Raw genomic sequence first — 12555 nt, forward strand, 5'->3', positions numbered from 1 at the left:
CGAGATGAGAGGGGTTCGGCGTTGAAGCGCGGCTCAGGCGGCTATTCGAGGTTTGCGACCGGATCCGGGTCGTTGGGGTCGTCTGCGTCCGCTTCGCCGAACTCCGGGCTCTGCACGAACCCGTCTTCGAGAATGTGCTCCCCTTCCACGGGCGGGTGGGCGAGCGGTGCCCGGCCCTCCTCAGGACCATCTGGATTTGCGCTGGTGTTGTTCATCGTCATGATTTGCTCCCTTGCGTCTGCGTCATTCCAGACTGCGCTGAGAATCAGTCGGGCGCGAGGGGGTGGCCGCGTGTCAGTGGCCGGCGTAAGGTGCGCGGTCGGATTCAGTTCGCCGCGAGAATTGCGTCGAGTGCGGCTTGGCCGAATATGGGAGTGGACACGTTTCCGAACTCGACTACCCAGACATTGTCATGGAGGGCGTACCAGGTAAACCATGGCCCGAGCCCCATCTGGTCTTCCTGGGTGTACAGCACCGTATCCCCTGTCTCCGAACGCACAAACGACGAATCATCGAGCGCGGCAGTCAGGGCGGTTTTCGATTCGATGCTGAGCACGGCGGTGAACACCGCAGTGATGTTGTCGCTATTGGGTGGCGCCCACAAGCAATACTGGGCCTGTTCGGCGTTGGTGAACGCGTCGGCGGCAACCGGACCGAACTCGTGCGCGAGATACGCATCGCGAAGGTCTTGTCGATCATGAAACGCTTCGAGCATGTCGATACCGGAGAGCTGCCGCGCCTGCTCCAGAGGAATGAGCGCGTCGCAGGCTGGCATGATCGTTGGCGGCGCGGGTGTCGGCGATGCCGTGGGTGCAAGTGTCGAGCTCGGGGACGAAGTCGGGTCCGCCGTCACCGAGGGGAGCGACGTCGTTGGTGCCGGATCGCCCTCTCGCTCATCGGCGCAGCCCGCCAGGGCAAGGGTGAGTACGGCTGCCGAGGCGGCCAGCGCGAGTCGCGACGTCGAGGCTCTCATGGTCGTAACTCTATCGGAACGGAATCCAGAAAAGTGCGCGTCAAGCCAGCGGATGCGGCGCCATGCCGCCCTGTTCGCCTCCAGCGTCGTCGAGGAACTCGTCTTCTTCAGGTTTCGGGTCGCGCGCATCGGCGTAACTGAATCCGAGAGCCGCGACCGCCAGCGCGAAGGTGAGAATGCCGAGCGGGTTGCAGAGGGCCAGCGACATCTCTGTTGAGAAGGAGGAGCCGGCTGCGAGGCTCATGATCGAGAGGAGTTCGTCGCCGACGCGATCCGGCACCGTCAACCCGAACCCGATTGCGCACACCCATGCCAGGATCAGCGAGACGATCGTGCTGCGGCTCGTGCGGCGACCGCGCGATGCGGTAACGCGCACGCGCCGGGCGAGCCAGATCTGCAGCCATGCGAACACGAGGCCGATGGTGGGCAGATACCACCACGTCAGGCTGCCGCCGATCCCGAATGGCCAACGACCGACCGCCATCCACAGCGCCAAGACCACTCCGACGATCGCGATACCGCGACTCTGCACCCGCACTACTCCACCCATTTCGCTGCTCGAACCCGTGGGCGATCTGCGTGACCCGCCCGGGATAACGCTACCGGGTCGACAGATTTCGCATTGGCCGAGCTTAAGTGCTATTCTCTAACGGTTGTCATCGCAAGGTGGCCGCGCCCCGATAGCTCAGTGGTAGAGCACTTCCATGGTAAGGAAGGGGTCGCCAGTTCAATCCTGGCTCGGGGCTCTGACTCTCTGGCTCGCATTCGTGCGGGCCAGTTTGGCTGAGTAGCTCAGCTGGTTAGAGCGCACGACTCATAATCGTGAGGTCGCGGGATCGAGCCCCGCCTCAGCTACAGAGAGTCACGAGAGAACCCCCGGCCGCACCGGGGGTTTTCTCGTGTGTGGGCTGGTACTCCGTGACCCTCATGCCGTCGTTACGGAGCGAGACCCTCGGTGGCATCGGGATCCTGCTGATCGGGCAGGTTTGCTGACGCCGGTGCATCCGGGCTCGCGGGCTGAGTCGGAGCGTCAAGGTCGGCGCCTTCTTCGAACTGATCGATGCGGGGCTGCTCAGGCTCTGTCGCGGGGTCGATCAGTGGATTGTTGCCCGCGGGGCCGAGATCTTCGGGGTTCGGGTTCTGCAGATTCGTTGACATGTCGAGTCCCTTCGTTCGTGGAGTACCAGGTTGCGCGCGTTCCCCTCGCGGGGCACAGGGGGTGGCGCTGTGCGGAATCGCTGCTTACAGTGCGAGTGCGCGCTGTTATCGACCGGTTGAGGGTCTGGAAGTGGGATGTCGGTGGCGCGACGTAGCCTGGATGCATCGCGGCACGGCCCGGGCTGCGAACTGCAAGCTCAGGAGTTTCCATGCCGCCGCGCACCCGCAATGCCTTTCAGGCGCCCCAGCTCGACGATCTTCGCCTGAACGGGCTCGAGAATGGTGGTGTTGAGATGCTCGCGCCGCGAGGCGTGTACGAGCTGCAACGATTCGACACGGTCGACATTTCTGGCCTCTCGCTCGCCGGGGCCCAGTTCACCGAGTGTGCGTTCGAAGCGGTGCAGGCTCATGAGGCAGATCTGCAGAGCACTCGATTTATTGACTCGAGATTCGAGCACCTGACGGCGCCGGTACTGTCGATGCGGCGCACGACCTGGAAGGGGGTCGAACTCTCGACGTCTCGGCTCGGCGCGGTCGAAGCTTACGATGCCGAATTCTCGCGCGTGCGCATCGACGGGTCAAAGCTCGGCTGGCTCAACTTCCGCGCTGCGAAGCTCCACGACGTGCAGTTCGTGAACTGCCACATCGACGAACTCGACCTCGAGGGGGCCGAATTGGTGCGCGTCGCATTCGACAACTGCACCGTCGACAAGCTGGTGCTGACCGGTGCGCGGTCGCAGCACCTCGATCTGCGAGGGCTCGACTTCGCGTCGATCGCCGGTATCGATGGCCTGCGTGGCGCACGCATCTCGACGCACCAGGCAACCGACCTGCTCGACATCTTCGCGTCGCAGCTCGGCATTGAGATCGCCTGACTCCTCACGTGCACTGATCTGTAAGAATCAAACAAAGAAACAATCTAAGATAAATGCGACGCTGAACTCTGGGGAGGATCCATGACACACGACCAGCAGGCCGACGCGGAACACACCATCGACGCGACGCTCTATCGCCCGACCGGGCGCCGTGAAACGAAGCCTGGCGCCGCAACCGGTGTCCATCTGGACCCGGGCGCGAAAGTGCCGAGCGCCACGGCGGCGACTGCCGATGGGCCTGAACACACGAGCGCACCGTTCGCCTACGATGCAATTCTGCTCTCTGGCTTTGGTGGCCCCGAGGGGCAGGACGACGTGCTGCCGTTCTTGCGCAACGTGACCCGTGGTCGCGGCATCCCCGACGAGCGGCTCGAAGAAGTCGCGCACCACTACCGGCATTTCGGGGGCGTGAGCCCGATCAACGACCACAACCGCGAACTGCTCGCGGCACTGAACGTTGCTCTCGATCGTGCCGGGCTCGACCTGCCGATCTATTGGGGCAATCGCAACTGGGCACCGTACCTCGATGAGGCCCTGCAGCGCGCCGCCGCTGATGGGGTGCGCACGATGCTGGCGATCCCCACGAGTGCCTACTCCTCATACTCCTCCTGTCGCCAATACCGAGAAGACTGGGCCGACGCGCTCGAGGCGTCGGGGCTGCAGCAGACGCTGCGCATCGATAAAGTGCGACAGTTCTTCTCGCACCCCGGGTTTCTGCAGCCGTTTATCGAGGGGGTTCGTGCCGGGGTCGAGCAGGCGATCGCAGCCGGGCACTCCCTCGAACAGGTTGAAGTCATGTTCGCCACCCACAGCATCCCAACCGCCGATGCGGAGCTCTCGGGTGCCGGGCTCTTCACCGACGTCGACGGAGGCGGGTACGCCGCACAGCATCTTGCCGCCGCCGCCGAAGTCATCGCGCAGGCTGCGCCCGAAGTGGCCTGGCAGCTCGTCTACCAGTCACGCTCAGGCCCGCCGTCGCAGCCCTGGCTCGAACCCGACATCAATGATGCGATCAACGCGCTCGAGCAGCGCACCGCGGTGATCATCGTGCCGCTCGGCTTCGTCAGCGACCATATGGAAGTCATGTGGGATCTCGACGAAGAAGCCACAGAAACCGCGACGGAGCGCGGACTTTGGGTGACCCGAACACCCACTCCAGGGGTGCACCCCGCATTCGTCGACGCTCTCATCGACCTGGTGCAAGAGCGTATCGAGGGCCGGCCGGTAGCTGAGCGAGCGAATACCACGACGATCGGGCCGTGGTTCGACGTGTGCCGCCCCGGCTGCTGCGAGAACCCGCGGCTCGGGTTCAAGCCGGCAATCGCCGGCCTCCAGCCCTGAATCAGCTGCATCACACGAGAGCGGCCCCGGCCCCGCAGAACGCGGAGCCGGGGCCGTGTCACCGTGCACGGATGCATTGGGGTACACCACGGTCGAGCGACGGTGACACCATACGATTCTCGCTGACATCGTGCGAAGCGCCACCCCCTTGCGGTCGTGCGAAACTTCACGTTCGCTATCTATTTGACGCTAAACGTGCAAAGCTGCGCACATGGGGTACATCTTGCACGGGGAACGCGAGTATCAGTTCGAAGACCGAACACTCGCACACTTGAAAACAGTCATCGGCCAAAAACTCGCGAAGCGAGAGGGGTTCTTTCTCTCCTGGACGCAACCGCCCGAAGAGGGTAGCGGGCGCAACTCGCTCTGGATCTCGGAGCACACGACCATCGCTTTTCGGTTCAGCGGGGCCAAGGCGCCCGAGCTCAACCCTGAGTGGTTGCACGTGCTCGCGGCGCTGTCGCACTCGACTCGGGGATTGACGGTTATCTCCGAATCCGAAGCGGCGAAGTACGCGAAACGCAACCCGCTGATCGCCTAGCCGCGAGCAGGTGCTGCGCGACCTATCTGGCCGCTGACGCGTAGTATTTGAAGCCGACATGGGAGTCGGTGAAGCCGAGCCGCAGGTAGAAACGATGGGCGGACTCGCGCGCAGCATCAGACGTGAGCTGGACCATCGGAGTGTGCAGCTCGGGTGCAGCGGTGTGCATGACCCAGCGCATGAGCGCACTCCCGATACCGCGCGAGCGCGCGTGTGCCGCAACGCGCACGGCCTCGACCAGTAACCGAGACGCGCCCTGGCGAGCCATACCAGGGATGCGCGTCAGCTGAAGCGTGCCGATCGGATAGTCATCGGCGCCAACGACAACGATCAGTTCATTCGCATCGTTGCGAATGATGGCGTCCAAGGCCGCCGCGTACGCCGGCCGATCGGATGCGTCACCGGTGTCGCCGCGGCTCGCGCTGATCGGGTCTTCGGCGAGCAGCGCGATCAGGGCATCGAGGTCGGCACGCGAAGCGCGCCGCAGACGCAATCCAGGTGCTACGTCGGTCAGGTCGATGGGCAGCTCGAGCTCGGCGATCATGCGTCCATCTTGGCAGGATCCCCCTCGTGCGATGCTGCCGAACGCACGATGGCCCCGGTCCTGAGGGGACCGGGGCCATCGTGTTTCCAGGGGGTTAGAAATCGAAGAGTTCTCCGAGGAAGCCTTCGCGCTTGCGCTTGCGCGGCCGACCGCGGTCGTCGTACCCGCGATCGTCGTAGCCTCCACGGCGGTCGTCGTATCCGCGACGATCGTCATATCCGCGCCCGCGATCGTCGAGGCGAGGCTGGGCGGCGCCGTACGGTGCTGAGGCGCGGGGGTCAGGGATCACCGCCGCGGGTGCGACGGGCGCGACCACCGGGGCGACGAGCGGTGCGGCCGGCGCGGCAGAGCTCTCGGCGGCGACGCGGTCGAGAATCTTGTCGAGCTCACCGCGATCCAGCCAGATGCCTCGGCACTGGGGGCAGTAATCGATCTCGACGCCGGATCGCTCCGACATGACGAGGGCGGACTGGTCGATGGGGCACTGCATGAGGTCTCCTTGCGCAAGTGGAGCTTTGAGGGGCTCCGGTTAGGGGAAGAGCAGGCCTGTGACCAGGTACGTGCCCACCGACACCACGAGTGCGGCGGGAACGATGAGGGCGGTGAACGTCTTCGGGTTGCGAATGGAACGCTTGGTGGTGGTCACAGAGATACTCCTAGAAGTGAAAGGTCAAGGCCGTGCAGCGCATGCGAGAGGCGCTGTCGGTGGCGTGCACCGAGCCCTGGAACGGGACGAAATGGGCGTGCGTGACGGTCGCCGGGTGCGATCGCCGTGTGCACAGCGGCTCACGTGCGACTGATCGACAGATGCACGAGCGATGGTCGAAGGTGCAGCAGGGGTGGCGCTGACCGATGCTGCACGCGTGCGGCTCGGGCGCGTGCAGCCTGTCCGGATCGCGACGTGTGCGCCCGACCCACGAGCGCGAGTGCAAGAAGCACGGCCAGGAGGCCAAGTGCGACGAGCTCGGCGGCATCGATTCCGGGCAACGAGCCCGGGTCGCGACGCTCGAGCTCCATGTCTGCTGCACCCTCGAGTGTTGCCGGGGTGGCGGCCGTGACGGCGGCCACGTCAGAGCTGATCATTACCGGCAAGGCGGCGGGTTCCGCCTGAGATGAGTGAGCGACGGCATCGGGCATGGCGAGCATGCCGAACAACCCGAGGCAGAGTGATGCGACGGCGATCAGCCACCAGGAGGCGCCGAGGCGCGGTCGCGTCAGGGCTGCCTGTGGAATTGTCGTTCGTTGCATCGTTCACCTCCTCGGTCTGTGCGATGTCGGCGTATCACCGCATCAGCGATGACTCCGAAACGCTAGCAACCGAGTCTGAGCGAAAGTATAACGGCGAGGTAACGGTGGACTGGGTTTAGAAAAGAATTAAAGTCAACTTTTAAGATAGGTCGGCGCGTCGCAACACGCCGCAGCGGCCGCATGCCATGCTGTCGGCGACCCTGCGATTCCTCTGTGCGGAAATCGCGCATTGAGATGACTGTTCCGGGTGGGAACACGAATGCATAGTTCGTGGACGCAGGCGTAGCGGTAGACCCGGATGGATGCGCAATGCAGTACCCCATGACGCCCAGCGACCTTGCGAACGAGCTGGGACACGACCCCGGTCAGCACCCCGGAAATCGCGTGCGCAAGTTCTTACGCCTGCGCTATCCCGACCATCCGCGTCACCAGCCCTGGGAGCTCGACGAAGACATGGCGAATGCGGTGCGTGCGCACTTCAAGGTGCGCGAGCATTTCAACCGTCGGCCCGGGCGTCGCCCACGACTGCTCGACCGCTGACACCCGGTCGGTGCGACGCGCGAGCTTGCACGGCCTGAGCGAAGGCGCTGTGCTGACTACGCGACACCGTCGAGTGCTGCGGTGAGCTGCCGCAGCACGCGCGCCGTCGTCTGTGCGTCGGCTTCAGAAATGTCGTTTGCGGTACCGATGAGTGCCGCGTGGTGCTCCTCGAACGCCGCGTCGACCTCGTTCACTGCGACGCCGGTCGGCTTCAAGTAGCGAGCTCGGCGATCGGTCGGATGCGGATCACGCGTGACGAGCGACTTCTTCACCAGTCGATCGATCACGTTCGTAACGTTGGCACTCGACGTTCTGAGCATGCTGATGAGATCTTTCGGGCTGATCGGCTGGTCATTGCGGTCGGCTTGCACGATGTAGCGGAGCGCGCGCAGATCTTGGCTATGCAGACCCGAGTGATCGAGGGAGCGCGCCTCTTGGCGCTGCTGCGCGCCGCGGAGATGCTGCATGGCGGTGATGAGTTCGCGAGCGGACTCGGTAATGGGGTCAGCTGAGTACAGGTGCTCCTCTTCGCTGCTGACGATATTCTTCACTACCCGATTCCTTACCCAGAGCTCTCACGTGATGCAGGCCCATTTTAGGGCAGAAACACATGGTGAACGCCAAGAACCCGTGAGAGTCTTCCGCGGCCTACGCGCGCGCAGCCCGCACTTTGAACCACAGCGTCAATTCTCGCGCCGCACGGGTGGTGGCTTCGCTATCCACGTTCTGCTCGAGATCGGCGAAGGTGTCACGGAATCCTTCGGGCGCCGGAGACTGTGGGGTGCGCATGCGTTCGTACCCCATCGTCCAGCTCGTGAACTGGCGTTCGGAGATCGGCTCGTCGATCAGTACGGTGAGGTCGCGGTGCCGATCATCGGCGCGCAGCGACTGGAGCAGCGCGTCTATGTGCGTCGGGTCGCCCTCGAGAAATTGCACGAAGCTTCCGCTGCGGTACGACAGCATTCCGGTCACCCCCAACCGCTCGTTGCGCTCGCGAGCCTGCTGCAGCAGTGCATCGAGCTCGCTCTCGCTGAAAGCGCGCGTCGCGGTGCTCGAATACACGAGAGACCTCAGTTCGCTGCCCGGTGTGGCGGAGGTGGAGGGGTGAAGCGTCATGTCACGCGGCTCCGGTTTCTGCGAGTGCATCGCCGGATGCCGCGGTCAGGGCCGCCATCGCGGCCTCAAGATTGGCGTGCTCGCCGATGGGCTGCGAGAACTGGTCGCAGACGACGTACGTGCCGGGGGCCTCGCGGTCAATGAAGCCAAGAAATTCGCCTCCGCGACTCCCGACGAAAAAATCGTCTTCAATGCGGGCCCAGGTGATGCCACCAGGGTAAAAGGGCGTGCGGTCACTCATCAGAAGTGCCTTTCTCCATCAGCAAGAGGTCGCACAGGACGCACGGGTGACAGGTGCCGAGAATTGGTGGTCGTGTTCATCGTAGCGCCCGAACGCCTGCTGAATCAGGAGGCGTTTCGCCTGCTGTCAGGGGTGTTCGCGATTCGAGCGACGTTCCGGGCGCAGAGATGCGCTCGGGTGCGTCCATGATGCGAGGAGGGTCTCCCGCGAGCCGTGCGCGCACTGAAGTGCGGAGCGACACGATGGCGCGATATTCGATGCCGGTGAGGCGGGCGAAACGTTCCGCGGTTTCCGCTGCCACGGCTGCAAGTTCGCCGGCCCGCGCGCCCCGTCGCGGCGTCAAGATGACGTGCACGAAATCTTCGGTGCCCAAACGACGCAGGTCGACGCGAGCCCCCACTACATCCGGTCGCTGTTCGAGGCTTGCATGCAGTGCGTCGGCGATGAAGCGCGGCGCGAGCGTGAGTCGGCCGGTCTCGCGCACGATACGCACTCCCGGGCTTGCGATGCTGCGTCGACGAGCGACAATACGGCACGGGATCGCGATCAGTGCGATGGCGACGCCGACGAAGGCGATGGCGACCGCGATGGCCGCCCCGCTCGCCGGGCTCCCCGGAATGCGGGTCGCTTCGGCTGCTTCCGCGCACCAGGTGAGGAGCGCGTGCCCTGCACGCTGCCAGGTGTCTGTCCATGCCGGGAGCGCGGTGGCCAGGATGAGCGCCGCGCCTACCACCGCGACACCGAGGCCAATCACCGCAAGCACTCCGCGGTTGAGGCCGCGACGGGTGAGGTTCATGCGATTTCCTCCGCTTCTCGTTCGCGTGCGATGCGCACCCGGGGTTGGAGCGCTTGAGCCGCTGCGACGTCAGTGATGGCACCCGTCGCGGCTGCTGACACTTCCGCCGGGTCGAGGGGAAGCCCGGGTTCAGGCCGCACCGTGACATCGACAACGCGTCGCCCGACTCCCACATGCACCGCCGCAGGGCGCAGTCCGAGGAGGCGTGCGACCTCTGCCGCGACGCTCGAGGCGATCACGCCGTTGTCTGCCACGATCCCCACAGTGTCGTGGGTCAGCCGATGCCTCGCGCGCCGAGCGGGGGAGATCGCCAGAATGAGCAGCGCGAGTCCGACCGCGATGCACAGCACCCCAGAGCCCACAACTGCTGCGGGCGAGGCGGAGGCCGGAGCGTCTCGAAGCGTGGCGATGGCGGCCGACGGTGAGACCCAGAGCGGCGGGCGATCCAGCATCTGCAGTACCGTCTCGGCCGCTGCCCAGCACAGCGCGAGGGCGACCACGATCACGACGATCGTTGCAGGGGTGCTTCGTGATGCATGCAGTTCTCGTCGCACAACGCGTTCTTGAGCTCGGTCGCTCATCGCAGTCTCCGTCTCTTCGCGACTTCCGCGCCGGTGATCGTCAGATCGACGCGTGCGATGTCGCGACCGAGCAGGTCGGCCAAACGAGCTTGCAAGTCGCTTTGCGCACGATCGAGACGATCGAGAATGACCGGGGTCGATTCGACCGCCGCGGCGTCCAGCAGATTTGGAACGGTGAGCGGGCTTCGTACGTGCACGGCGAGTCCGCTGCCGTATGCCGAGACCGATGCGCGAACGCTTCGGGTCGGGACGCCGAGGCACTCGGCCGCAGCGGCGCGGGCCACACCGTTGAGTACACGATCTTGTACCTCGGTGCGGCCGGGGATCGCGGGGGCTGCGAAGGTCATGAGGTGCGCCTGCCCGAGAACGCGCCGATTACGGCGCGCACATCGATTTGGCCGCTCGCAATGCGGCCAATGAGCGCGCCGATCGCGGTGCAGACGGCGACGAGGAGGAACCCCCAGAAGCCGAACGCGAGTGCGGCGAAGGCGAGGGCCGCTCCGATGAGAGCTCCGGAGGCCGTCGCACTCATGCGACGCGACCTTCATCAGACTCGGCGTCCTCCGACGGCAGGTGTACGTCGTCGACGGCGATGTTGACCTCGACGACTTCCAGACCGGCAAGTTCGGATACGGCGCGGGCGACAGCGGTGCGCACCTGGGCAGACACCGTGTGAATCGGTGACGGGTATTCGACCACGATCGTCACATCGACTGCGGCCTGCGTCTCTCCGACCTCGACCTTGACTCCCTGAGTCAGATCGGTGGCGTTGATCGCATCGCGAATCGCACCGAGCGTGCGTGCACCACCCGAACCGAGCGCGAAGACGCCCGGAACCTCTCGCGCGGCGATACCGGCAACTTTGGCGACAACGTGGTCGGCAATGGTCGTTCGGCCTGCGGTTGCTCCGGTCGCCGCCGCGGCGTCAGAGGCGGACTGCTTCGCGGTGACTCGGTCGACGCGGGGCGCTGCGGGGGTGGTGGGCTTCGTGGTGTCGGCCATGATGGCTCCTATCTCATTGGGTGAGGAAAAATCCACGTGCTTGTGGCGCGTGAACCGAGCGCGGTAGCGTCGCTCACAAGTAAGAGGGCGATCGCGGCACAATCGTCACAAAAAAGTTTCGGGAGGCTCCGACGAACGCGAACGAGGCCTGGCGCGGCGATATCTCAGAGGTGGGTGACGCGATACTCGTCGCGCGCGCCATCGACCAGGATGCGCGGGCGTTCCGTGAGATCGTGTGTCGCTACAGCAGGCTGATGCGCGCCTACGTCGCCCGGCTGCTGGGTTCGCAGTCGGAGGCCGACGATGTCGTGCAAAACGCGTTCGTTGTTGCGTGGCGCAAGCTTGAGACGCTGCGTGATCCGTCAGCGCTGAAACCGTGGCTCATGCGTGTCGCGAGCCACGAGGCGACGGCGGTGCTGCGACAGCGGGCTCCGCAGGTGCCAATCGACGCTGTCGCCGAGACCGCCTCGCCCGGCCCCGGCCCCGATCGCGTCGTGTTGCAGCGCGCGCAGGTCTCCGCGGTGTCGGCGGTGCTCGGTACGCTTCCAGAAACGCAGCGGCAGTGCTGGTTGCTTCGGGAGATGGCAGGCTTGAGCTACGAGGAAATCGCCGCGGAGCTCGGAGTGCCGGCGAGCACTGTGCGCGGACAGTTGGCCCGGGCGCGAACCGCAATCACCGTGAGCATGGAAGGATGGCGATGAGCGAACACGATCCACGACTCGAGTGCGGCCGCACGCTCGGCGACGTCAGTTCCTTCCTCGATGCCGAGGTTGCCGAGCAAGATCCGCACATCTCCGAGTGTCCCTACTGCCAGAACGCGCTCGAGGCCTTGAGTGGCTCATCGGGTGCGGCTCGAGCGCTGCTGGAGTCCGAAGCCGAACAGCTACCGGAGCCGTCGTCGAACTGGTTCGCGGGCATTATGGATGCGATCGCACTCGATCTGCAGGCGGGGCGCGCACTCCCGATCTCGCACCCCGACCCGCGCGTCGCCATCTCCATTGACGAGGGAGCGGTGAAGTCGCTTCTGCGAGCGACGGGCGACGGGGTACCCGGCGTCATCGTCGGTTCGGTCGTGTTGTCGGGCGACGTCGAGACTCCCGAGGCGCCAGTCGGCATTACGCTCAGCATCAGTGCGGAATGGTCAGTGAGCATCCCTGAAGTGAGCGAGCGACTGCGGATCGAGGCCGCTCGAGCGTTGGGTCAGCACACGGAGTTGCACGTCGAACGCATTGATATCGAAGTTGTGGATGTGCACGGCTATCGCCAGAAAGAGGGTGCCTGATGCCTGTGGAATCACACGCTGATGATCCGGTGCGCGCGGAGGCAGACGCAGACGCGGTTGCCGGGGTTCCCGGAGTCGCAGCGGTCTATCCCGAACGTGCGGGCCTGCGTGCAGTCGCCGAGTCGGTCACTCGGCGGCTCGCCTCGCAAGAATCCATCGCCGCAGCAGTCACCATCGCCACCGACCGCGAGGCGGTGACGCCGGAAGTGGCGCGTGTGGTCGCGGATGCGCTGCTCACCGAGACCGCGTCGACCGCGTCGACATCGCCTGCGGGCATTGTTCGCGTGCGCGTCGCGCGCATCGCGGAGTCGTGAGGA

At 65.0% G+C, this 12555-nt stretch carries 22 protein-coding genes and 2 tRNA genes; 9 read left to right on the forward strand and 15 right to left on the reverse strand.

What is annotated here, in order from left to right; genetic code table 11:
• Window positions 1-41: 41 nt before the first annotated feature.
• From AMS67_RS13525 to AMS67_RS13535, 3 genes are all read right to left on the reverse strand, one after another.
• The gene (locus AMS67_RS13525) at window positions 42-221 is read right to left on the reverse strand and encodes a hypothetical protein (protein ID WP_053387843.1); all 180 of its coding nucleotides are present in this window, start codon (window positions 219-221) and stop codon (window positions 42-44) included.
• Between the two features lie 104 nt (window positions 222-325).
• Window positions 326-973 (reverse strand): hypothetical protein, encoded by a 648-nt coding sequence (locus AMS67_RS13530; RefSeq protein ID WP_053387844.1) that lies wholly within the window; start codon window positions 971-973, stop codon window positions 326-328.
• A 40-nt stretch (window positions 974-1013) separates the two neighbouring features.
• The gene (locus tag AMS67_RS13535; protein WP_241488085.1) at window positions 1014-1511 is read right to left on the reverse strand and encodes a hypothetical protein; all 498 of its coding nucleotides are present in this window, start codon (window positions 1509-1511) and stop codon (window positions 1014-1016) included.
• Between the two features lie 136 nt (window positions 1512-1647).
• On the opposite strand from AMS67_RS13535, the gene AMS67_RS13540 reads away from it, so the two are divergent.
• Window positions 1648-1719 (forward strand) — tRNA-Thr (locus AMS67_RS13540).
• A 35-nt stretch (window positions 1720-1754) separates the two neighbouring features.
• Window positions 1755-1828: transfer RNA gene (locus AMS67_RS13545), tRNA-Met, on the forward strand.
• A gap of 81 nt (window positions 1829-1909) precedes the next feature.
• Here AMS67_RS13545 and AMS67_RS13550 read toward each other — a convergent pair.
• Window positions 1910-2131, reverse strand: coding sequence for a hypothetical protein (locus tag AMS67_RS13550; protein ID WP_053387846.1), 222 nt, complete (start codon window positions 2129-2131; stop codon window positions 1910-1912).
• Window positions 2132-2340: 209 nt separating this feature from the next.
• Here AMS67_RS13550 and AMS67_RS13555 point away from each other — a divergent pair, with 209 nt between their 5' ends.
• The 3 genes from AMS67_RS13555 (at window position 2341) to AMS67_RS13565 (ending at window position 4888) form a co-directional block, all read left to right on the forward strand.
• A complete protein-coding gene (locus AMS67_RS13555; RefSeq protein ID WP_053387847.1) occupies window positions 2341-3006 on the forward strand; it encodes a pentapeptide repeat-containing protein in 666 nt (221 codons plus the stop codon).
• Between the two features lie 81 nt (window positions 3007-3087).
• Window positions 3088-4347 carry a ferrochelatase gene (locus AMS67_RS13560; protein ID WP_075201394.1) on the forward strand — a complete coding sequence of 420 codons (1260 nt, stop codon included), beginning with the start codon at window positions 3088-3090 and terminating at the stop codon, window positions 4345-4347.
• A 211-nt stretch (window positions 4348-4558) separates the two neighbouring features.
• The gene (locus AMS67_RS13565; RefSeq protein ID WP_053352584.1) at window positions 4559-4888 is read left to right on the forward strand and encodes a DUF7882 family protein; all 330 of its coding nucleotides are present in this window, start codon (window positions 4559-4561) and stop codon (window positions 4886-4888) included.
• Between the two features lie 22 nt (window positions 4889-4910).
• Here the strand turns inward: AMS67_RS13565 and AMS67_RS13570 are convergent, their stop codons facing one another.
• The 3 genes from AMS67_RS13570 to AMS67_RS13580 form a co-directional block, all read right to left on the reverse strand.
• Window positions 4911-5432, reverse strand: a complete 522-nt coding sequence (locus tag AMS67_RS13570) for a GNAT family N-acetyltransferase (RefSeq protein WP_053387848.1) — start codon at window positions 5430-5432, stop codon at window positions 4911-4913.
• Window positions 5433-5526: 94 nt separating this feature from the next.
• Entirely contained in the window at window positions 5527-5922 is a 396-nt protein-coding gene (locus AMS67_RS13575) for a TFIIB-type zinc ribbon-containing protein (RefSeq protein WP_053387849.1), read from the reverse strand.
• Window positions 5923-6218: 296 nt separating this feature from the next.
• Entirely contained in the window at window positions 6219-6680 is a 462-nt protein-coding gene (locus AMS67_RS13580) for a hypothetical protein (RefSeq protein WP_053387850.1), read from the reverse strand.
• 309 nt (window positions 6681-6989) lie between these two features.
• Between AMS67_RS13580 and AMS67_RS13585 the strand changes: the two genes are divergently transcribed.
• Complete coding sequence (locus AMS67_RS13585; protein ID WP_053352580.1) at window positions 6990-7220, forward strand: hypothetical protein; 231 nt, start codon at window positions 6990-6992, stop codon at window positions 7218-7220.
• Between the two features lie 56 nt (window positions 7221-7276).
• On the opposite strand, the gene AMS67_RS13590 is transcribed toward AMS67_RS13585, so the two are convergent.
• The 8 genes from AMS67_RS13590 to AMS67_RS13625 form a co-directional block, all read right to left on the reverse strand.
• Window positions 7277-7771 (reverse strand): MarR family winged helix-turn-helix transcriptional regulator, encoded by a 495-nt coding sequence (locus AMS67_RS13590; RefSeq protein WP_053387851.1) that lies wholly within the window; start codon window positions 7769-7771, stop codon window positions 7277-7279.
• A gap of 97 nt (window positions 7772-7868) precedes the next feature.
• Complete coding sequence (locus AMS67_RS13595; RefSeq protein ID WP_241488086.1) at window positions 7869-8282, reverse strand: BLUF domain-containing protein; 414 nt, start codon at window positions 8280-8282, stop codon at window positions 7869-7871.
• Between the two features lie 55 nt (window positions 8283-8337).
• Entirely contained in the window at window positions 8338-8577 is a 240-nt protein-coding gene (locus AMS67_RS13600; RefSeq protein ID WP_053387853.1) for a hypothetical protein, read from the reverse strand.
• A gap of 76 nt (window positions 8578-8653) precedes the next feature.
• Complete coding sequence (locus AMS67_RS13605) at window positions 8654-9373, reverse strand: hypothetical protein (RefSeq protein ID WP_053387854.1); 720 nt, start codon at window positions 9371-9373, stop codon at window positions 8654-8656.
• Entirely contained in the window at window positions 9370-9954 is a 585-nt protein-coding gene (locus AMS67_RS13610) for a hypothetical protein (RefSeq protein ID WP_053387855.1), read from the reverse strand. Before AMS67_RS13610 ends, AMS67_RS13605 begins: the two co-directional genes overlap by 4 nt.
• Window positions 9951-10301 carry a hypothetical protein gene (locus tag AMS67_RS13615; protein ID WP_053387856.1) on the reverse strand — a complete coding sequence of 117 codons (351 nt, stop codon included), beginning with the start codon at window positions 10299-10301 and terminating at the stop codon, window positions 9951-9953. Before AMS67_RS13615 ends, AMS67_RS13610 begins: the two co-directional genes overlap by 4 nt.
• Window positions 10298-10486 carry a DUF2273 domain-containing protein gene (locus AMS67_RS13620; RefSeq protein ID WP_053387857.1) on the reverse strand — a complete coding sequence of 63 codons (189 nt, stop codon included), beginning with the start codon at window positions 10484-10486 and terminating at the stop codon, window positions 10298-10300. Before AMS67_RS13620 ends, AMS67_RS13615 begins: the two co-directional genes overlap by 4 nt.
• Window positions 10483-10956, reverse strand: coding sequence for an Asp23/Gls24 family envelope stress response protein (locus AMS67_RS13625; RefSeq protein WP_053387858.1), 474 nt, complete (start codon window positions 10954-10956; stop codon window positions 10483-10485). Before AMS67_RS13625 ends, AMS67_RS13620 begins: the two co-directional genes overlap by 4 nt.
• Before the next feature lie 170 nt (window positions 10957-11126).
• Here AMS67_RS13625 and AMS67_RS13630 point away from each other — a divergent pair, with 170 nt between their 5' ends.
• The 3 genes from AMS67_RS13630 to AMS67_RS13640 are packed head-to-tail and all read left to right on the forward strand — an operon-like array spanning window position 11127 to window position 12552.
• Entirely contained in the window at window positions 11127-11657 is a 531-nt protein-coding gene (locus AMS67_RS13630; RefSeq protein WP_241488087.1) for an RNA polymerase sigma factor, read from the forward strand.
• Window positions 11654-12238, forward strand: a complete 585-nt coding sequence (locus AMS67_RS13635) for an Asp23/Gls24 family envelope stress response protein (protein ID WP_156316680.1) — start codon at window positions 11654-11656, stop codon at window positions 12236-12238. The genes AMS67_RS13630 and AMS67_RS13635 overlap by 4 nt, the downstream gene beginning before the upstream one ends.
• Window positions 12238-12552: a hypothetical protein gene (locus AMS67_RS13640; RefSeq protein WP_053387860.1), complete on the forward strand. Its 315-nt coding sequence runs from the start codon at window positions 12238-12240 to the stop codon at window positions 12550-12552. Before AMS67_RS13635 ends, AMS67_RS13640 begins: the two co-directional genes overlap by 1 nt.
• Window positions 12553-12555: the final 3 nt, after the last annotated feature.

The sequence above is a fragment of the Leucobacter japonicus genome (assembly GCF_001273855.1).
GTDB classification, from domain to species: domain Bacteria; phylum Actinomycetota; class Actinomycetes; order Actinomycetales; family Microbacteriaceae; genus Leucobacter; species Leucobacter japonicus.

Coding starts and splice junctions, on each gene's coding strand:
- AMS67_RS13640 (WP_053387860.1), top strand. CDS start 12,238: ATGCCTGTGGAATCACACGCTGATGATCCGGTGCGCGCGGAGGCAGAC.
- AMS67_RS13555 (WP_053387847.1), top strand. CDS start 2,341: ATGCCGCCGCGCACCCGCAATGCCTTTCAGGCGCCCCAGCTCGACGAT.
- AMS67_RS13610 (WP_053387855.1), bottom strand. CDS start 9,954: ATGAGCGACCGAGCTCAAGAACGCGTTGTGCGACGAGAACTGCATGCA.
- AMS67_RS13580 (WP_053387850.1), bottom strand. CDS start 6,680: ATGCAACGAACGACAATTCCACAGGCAGCCCTGACGCGACCGCGCCTC.
- AMS67_RS13625 (WP_053387858.1), bottom strand. CDS start 10,956: ATGGCCGACACCACGAAGCCCACCACCCCCGCAGCGCCCCGCGTCGAC.
- AMS67_RS13605 (WP_053387854.1), bottom strand. CDS start 9,373: ATGAACCTCACCCGTCGCGGCCTCAACCGCGGAGTGCTTGCGGTGATT.
- AMS67_RS13620 (WP_053387857.1), bottom strand. CDS start 10,486: ATGAGTGCGACGGCCTCCGGAGCTCTCATCGGAGCGGCCCTCGCCTTC.
- AMS67_RS13560 (WP_075201394.1), top strand. CDS start 3,088: ATGACACACGACCAGCAGGCCGACGCGGAACACACCATCGACGCGACG.
- AMS67_RS13615 (WP_053387856.1), bottom strand. CDS start 10,301: ATGACCTTCGCAGCCCCCGCGATCCCCGGCCGCACCGAGGTACAAGAT.
- AMS67_RS13575 (WP_053387849.1), bottom strand. CDS start 5,922: ATGCAGTGCCCCATCGACCAGTCCGCCCTCGTCATGTCGGAGCGATCC.
- AMS67_RS13635 (WP_156316680.1), top strand. CDS start 11,654: ATGAGCGAACACGATCCACGACTCGAGTGCGGCCGCACGCTCGGCGAC.
- AMS67_RS13565 (WP_053352584.1), top strand. CDS start 4,559: ATGGGGTACATCTTGCACGGGGAACGCGAGTATCAGTTCGAAGACCGA.
- AMS67_RS13525 (WP_053387843.1), bottom strand. CDS start 221: ATGACGATGAACAACACCAGCGCAAATCCAGATGGTCCTGAGGAGGGC.
- AMS67_RS13550 (WP_053387846.1), bottom strand. CDS start 2,131: ATGTCAACGAATCTGCAGAACCCGAACCCCGAAGATCTCGGCCCCGCG.
- AMS67_RS13530 (WP_053387844.1), bottom strand. CDS start 973: ATGAGAGCCTCGACGTCGCGACTCGCGCTGGCCGCCTCGGCAGCCGTA.
- AMS67_RS13585 (WP_053352580.1), top strand. CDS start 6,990: ATGCAGTACCCCATGACGCCCAGCGACCTTGCGAACGAGCTGGGACAC.
- AMS67_RS13600 (WP_053387853.1), bottom strand. CDS start 8,577: ATGAGTGACCGCACGCCCTTTTACCCTGGTGGCATCACCTGGGCCCGC.
- AMS67_RS13570 (WP_053387848.1), bottom strand. CDS start 5,432: ATGATCGCCGAGCTCGAGCTGCCCATCGACCTGACCGACGTAGCACCT.